Origin of the sequence: Gracilimonas sp. (assembly GCF_035704785.1) — a bacterium.
Classification (GTDB): domain Bacteria; phylum Bacteroidota; class Rhodothermia; order Balneolales; family Balneolaceae; genus Gracilimonas.
This window is the reverse complement of sequence record NZ_DASSWP010000022.1, coordinates 1-4,819: the sequence shown is the minus strand read 5'-3', so window position 1 is coordinate 4,819 and position 4,819 is coordinate 1. Positions and strand designations below refer to the sequence as shown.

General features: G+C 41.8%; 5 protein-coding genes. 1 reads left to right on the top strand and 4 read right to left on the bottom strand.

What is annotated here, in order from left to right; all coding sequences use genetic code 11:
- The 4 genes from VFM80_RS01090 to rpsL all read right to left on the bottom strand — a co-directional run.
- A partial coding sequence (locus tag VFM80_RS01090) for a GTP-binding protein (RefSeq protein ID WP_395068693.1) occupies positions 1-138 on the bottom strand: 138 nt, incomplete at its 3' end.
- A gap of 33 nt (positions 139-171) precedes the next feature.
- Positions 172-2,313, bottom strand: a complete 2,142-nt coding sequence (gene fusA, locus VFM80_RS01085; protein WP_395068691.1) for an elongation factor G — start codon at positions 2,311-2,313, stop codon at positions 172-174.
- A 21-nt stretch (positions 2,314-2,334) separates the two neighbouring features.
- Positions 2,335-2,802, bottom strand: coding sequence for a 30S ribosomal protein S7 (gene rpsG, locus VFM80_RS01080; protein ID WP_395068689.1), 468 nt, complete (start codon positions 2,800-2,802; stop codon positions 2,335-2,337).
- Positions 2,803-2,828: 26 nt separating this feature from the next.
- Positions 2,829-3,203, bottom strand: a complete 375-nt coding sequence (rpsL, locus tag VFM80_RS01075; RefSeq protein ID WP_395068687.1) for a 30S ribosomal protein S12 — start codon at positions 3,201-3,203, stop codon at positions 2,829-2,831.
- A 161-nt stretch (positions 3,204-3,364) separates the two neighbouring features.
- Here rpsL and VFM80_RS01070 point away from each other — a divergent pair.
- On the top strand, positions 3,365-4,819 hold a 1,455-nt coding region (locus tag VFM80_RS01070), incomplete at its 3' end, for an ATP-dependent DNA helicase RecG (RefSeq protein WP_395068685.1).

The window sequence follows — 4,819 nt, the reverse complement described above, 5'->3', positions numbered from 1 at the left end:
TTGCTTGGCTACCCCACCATAGGTCTTCGCCATTACGGTTGTGATTGCCGCCGTCAAGGTCGTCTTGCCGTGATCTACGTGGCCAATCGTGCCTACGTTTACGTGGGGCTTATTCCGTTGAAAGGTCTCTTTTGCCATGATCTAATTATTTATTCTTAGTGTTAATTTCTTTTATGATTGTTTCTCGATGATTTCCTGAGCAAGTGTTTCAGGCACTTCAGTATAATCGTAGAATTCCATTGAGTATACCGCACGACCCTGTGTAAGAGATCTTAAGTCGGTAGAATAACCGAACATTTCAGATAACGGTACATGAGCTTTTACTACAGACCCTTCATTATTCGAGTCCATGCTCTGCATGATTCCACGACGACTGTTGAGGTCACCGATCACATCACCCATATATTCTTCAGGAGTGATGATTTCTACTTTCATTACCGGTTCAAGAATTTTTGGCTTAGCCTTACGAGCTGAGTTTCTAAAACCAAGTTTTGCGCATAATTCAAAACTTAATTGATCAGAATCAACATCGTGATATGAACCGTCGTACAAGCGGAATCCAATATTTTCTACTGAGTAATTAGCCTGGATACCACCGTTGAGTGCTTCTTTGAATCCTTTCATTACAGATGGAATAAATTCACGAGGAATATTACCACCTACAACTTCATTGATAAATATGAACCCTTCTTCACGTGTAATTCGGTCTTCATTACCATCGTAATCCTGAAATTCTTCAATCGGACCAACTTCGAAGGAAATATCAGCGAACTTACCACGTCCACCTGTTTGCTTCTTGTAAATTTCTCTGTGATCAACTTTCTTAGAGATCGTCTCTCTGTAAGAAACTTGGGGAGCACCAACGTTTGCTTCAACTTTAAATTCACGCTTAAGTCGGTCAACGATGATCTCAAGGTGAAGCTCACCCATTCCGGCAATTGTAGTCTGACCTGTTTCGTGGTCTGTTTTTACAACAAAAGTAGGATCTTCTTCAGCAAGCTTTTGAAGTCCTGTTGAAAGTTTTTCACTATCTGCCTTTGTTTTGGGCTCAACAGCCAACTTAATTACAGGCTCAGGGAAAGTAATTTGCTCAAGAATTACCGGATGATCTGGGTCACATAGTGTATCACCTGTGCGCACTTCTTTAATCCCGATAATAGCAGCAATATCTCCTGCCTGAATAAAATCTAAATCTTTTTTCTCGTTGGCGTGCATCTCAAGCAGCCGCCCAACTCGTTCTTTATTACCGGTTGAGGAATTAAATGTGTAAGAACCTTTTTCCAATCTTCCTGAATAAACTCTTACAAAAGTCAGCCTACCTACAAAGGGATCTGTCATGATCTTAAATGCAAGAGCTGAGAAAGGAGCGTTTACATCAGGTGCCTTCTTAACTTCTTCTTCTGTTTCAGGATCAATTCCTTTCACAGGAGGAATGTCTAATGGATTAGGCATGAAATCCAGCACTTTATCAAGCAATACCTGAATTCCTTTATTCTTCAAAGCCGTACCGCACATTACCGGAGTAATGTCTTTTGCGATCGTCGCTTCACGAAGAGCCTCAACGATCTCTTCTTCCGAGATCTCTTCTTCCATCAAATACTTCTCCATCAGAGCATCATTCTGATCTGATACCGCTTCAAGTAACAACATTCGATACTCGTCAGCTTTTTCTTTCAGATCTTCCGGAATGTCAACCACTTCATAAGTTGCACCGAGAGATTCATCATCCCATACAATAGCTTCCATCTTGATCAGGTCAACTACACCCTGAAAGTTTTCCTCAGAACCAATAGGGATCTGAATTGGAATTGGGTTTGCATTTAATTTCTCATCAAGCTCTTTAACTACATTGTAAAAATCAGAACCGGTTCGGTCCATCTTATTTACAAATGCCATACATGGCACGTTATACTTATTAGCCTGTCGCCAAACTGTTTCAGACTGAGGCTGTACAGCTCCAACTGAGTCAAGCACAAAAACAGCACCATCCAATACACGTAACGAACGCTCTACTTCAACAGTAAAGTCAACGTGACCTGGAGTATCAATGATATTAATTCGGTGATCTTTCCAAATACAGTGAGTTGCAGCAGATGTAATGGTAATACCACGTTCCTGCTCCTGCTCCATCCAGTCCATTGTAGCCGCACCATCGTGCACTTCACCCATACGGTGACTACGACCGGTGTAAAAAAGAATACGCTCAGTCACGGTAGTCTTACCGGCATCAATGTGTGCCATGATACCGATGTTTCGCGTGCGGCGAATCTTCTCTAAAATTTTTGGATCTGTTTTTTGCTTCGTTTCGGACATAATACTTTTCAATAAAATCTTTTAGAATCTAAAGTGAGCAAAAGCTTTATTAGCGTCTGCCATACGGTGCGTTTCATCTTTCTTGCGAACGGCACCACCTTCATTATTTGATGCATCGATCAACTCCCTTGAAAGACGAATTGACATCGATTTATCATTTCTGGAACGAGCGGCTTTGATCAACCACCTCATTCCTAACGCGGTTCCTCTTTCCTGGCGAACTTCAATAGGCACCTGGTAAGTGGCACCACCAACACGGCGAGACTTAACCTCTACAACCGGTGTTGCGTTCTGCAGAGCGTTTCGGAAAATATCAATCCCGGTTTCGCCTGTTTTTTCTTCAATAACTTCAAATGCCTGATATACAATTTTGCGAGCTACATTCTTTTTACCATCTCGCATCAGGTTGTTTACGAAACGAGTTACCAGCTTATCCTCAAATATTGGATCCGGCTGCACATCTCGTTTATCTGCTGTTTTTCTACGCATGCTCGATTAATCTTAATTTCTTAGTGTTACCCTTTTGGCTTCTTGGTGCCGTACAGACTTCGGCTTTGAGTTCTACCCTCAACACCTGCTGTATCTAATGTTCCTCTAATAATATGGTATCGAACACCGGGCAAATCTTTAACTTTACCCCCACGGATCAATACAATACTATGTTCCTGTAAGTTGTGACCTTCACCGGGAATGTAAGCCGAAACTTCAATTCCATTGGTCAAACGTACACGAGCTACTTTACGCAAAGCCGAGTTAGGCTTTTTAGGCGTAGTTGTATAAACGCGAGTACAAACACCACGCTTCTGCGGACAATTTTGCAGCGCAGGAGCTGTTGTTTTACTTACCTTGCTTTTTCTACCTTTTCGTATGAGTTGTTGTATAGTTGGCACTGTTCAATTATTTGGTTATTGCCATCGAGTCGAGAGCTTGCAAATATAGGATACATTTAGGTACGAATGCAAAATATTTATGTGAATTATTTCTTTAATTTCTCAAGCACCCCATGAAACGCCACTTGAACTAAAAAAGAACAATAAAAATCGGCCTTTCTATGATTGACCGATATATAACTTTATATCAATTGAAATTATCACAATTATCAAATCTTAGCACTAAAAGACTCGAAGCGCTTAACAGTGAGGGACTCCATTCTGTTGATGACCTGCTCAATTTTTTTCCCCGAAGATACCTGGACCGAAGCAATACCCAGAAGATCAAACATTTAGCGGGCTCCGGAGAGGAAGTTACTATTGCCGGGAAAGTATCAGAGATCACAACAGCCGGCTATGGCAAAAAAAAACGCCTTGAAGTTTACATTAATGATGGAAGCGGAATGGTTAAGGGCGTCTGGTTTCGTGGAGTCGGTTACTTTAGCAAGTTTTTTAAGGAAGGGGAAACCGTAGCCTTTTTTGGCCAAGCCAAGCGATATGGTAAATCTATTTCCATCGCTCATCCTGAGGTGGATAAAATTTCTTCGGAAGGCGATCTGGATTCCTTTTCCAGGATCTTTCCAATATATCCGGGAAGTAAGGCCTTGGGTAAAGCGCGCATCACCAGCAAATTAGTACAAAGCTGGATGGAGCAGATCCTTAATAATATTACCGTGGACGAGTTCTTGCCGGATGGACTTCTGAAAGAAAATAAATTCCCACGCCGACAGGAAGCATACCGAATGATCCACTTTCCTGAGAGCCACAACGAACACAAGAATGCCCTTAACCGATTTAAGTTTGAAGAGCTTTTTCTTTTTGAATTGAGCATGGAGAAGATCAACTTCACAGTAAAAGAAAGAGCAAACGGTCATATCTTTAATGAGGTTGGAAAGTATACTTCAAAATACTTCAATGAACTGCTTCCATTTGAATTGACTGATGGACAAAAAACTTCACTTGCAGAAATAAAACAGGATGTTCGGTCTGGCCGACAAATGAATCGTTTGATCCAAGGTGATGTAGGCGCCGGAAAAACCATTGTTGCTATTGGGGCTATGCTGATGGCTTTAGATAATGAGTTTCAGGCTGCCTTTCTTGCTCCTACTGAAATCTTAGCTGAACAACATTACCGTACGCTCGCTGAACAATTGAAAGGACTAAATATTAATGTGCGGCTTTTGGTTGGCTCACAAAAAAAAGCATTAAGAACGGATATACTTACTGATATAGAAGGCGGCAATGCACAGATTATAGTTGGAACCCACGCCATCATTCAGGATGAAGTCCGGTTCCATAACCTTGGTTTGGCGGTAATCGATGAACAGCATCGGTTTGGCGTACAGCAAAGGGCGGATCTGCTAAATAAAGGAAGTCACCCACACATGCTTGTGATGAGCGCAACTCCCATCCCCCGTTCTTTGGCTATGACTGTTTATGCAGATCTGGATGTTTCCATAATCAGGGATCTGCCTGCCGGACGAAAACCGATCAAAACTGCAATACGGTCTAATAAGAAAAGAGAGGATGTCTATAATTTTGTGCAGCAGGAAGTGAAGGCCGGCGGGCAGGTTTAT

Bases quoted from the DNA above. Each gene is read 5' to 3' on its own strand.
- fusA (WP_395068691.1), bottom strand. From the start codon at position 2,313: ATGTCCGAAACGAAGCAAAAAACAGATCCAAAAATTTTAGAGAAGATT.
- rpsG (WP_395068689.1), bottom strand. From the start codon at position 2,802: ATGCGTAGAAAAACAGCAGATAAACGAGATGTGCAGCCGGATCCAATA.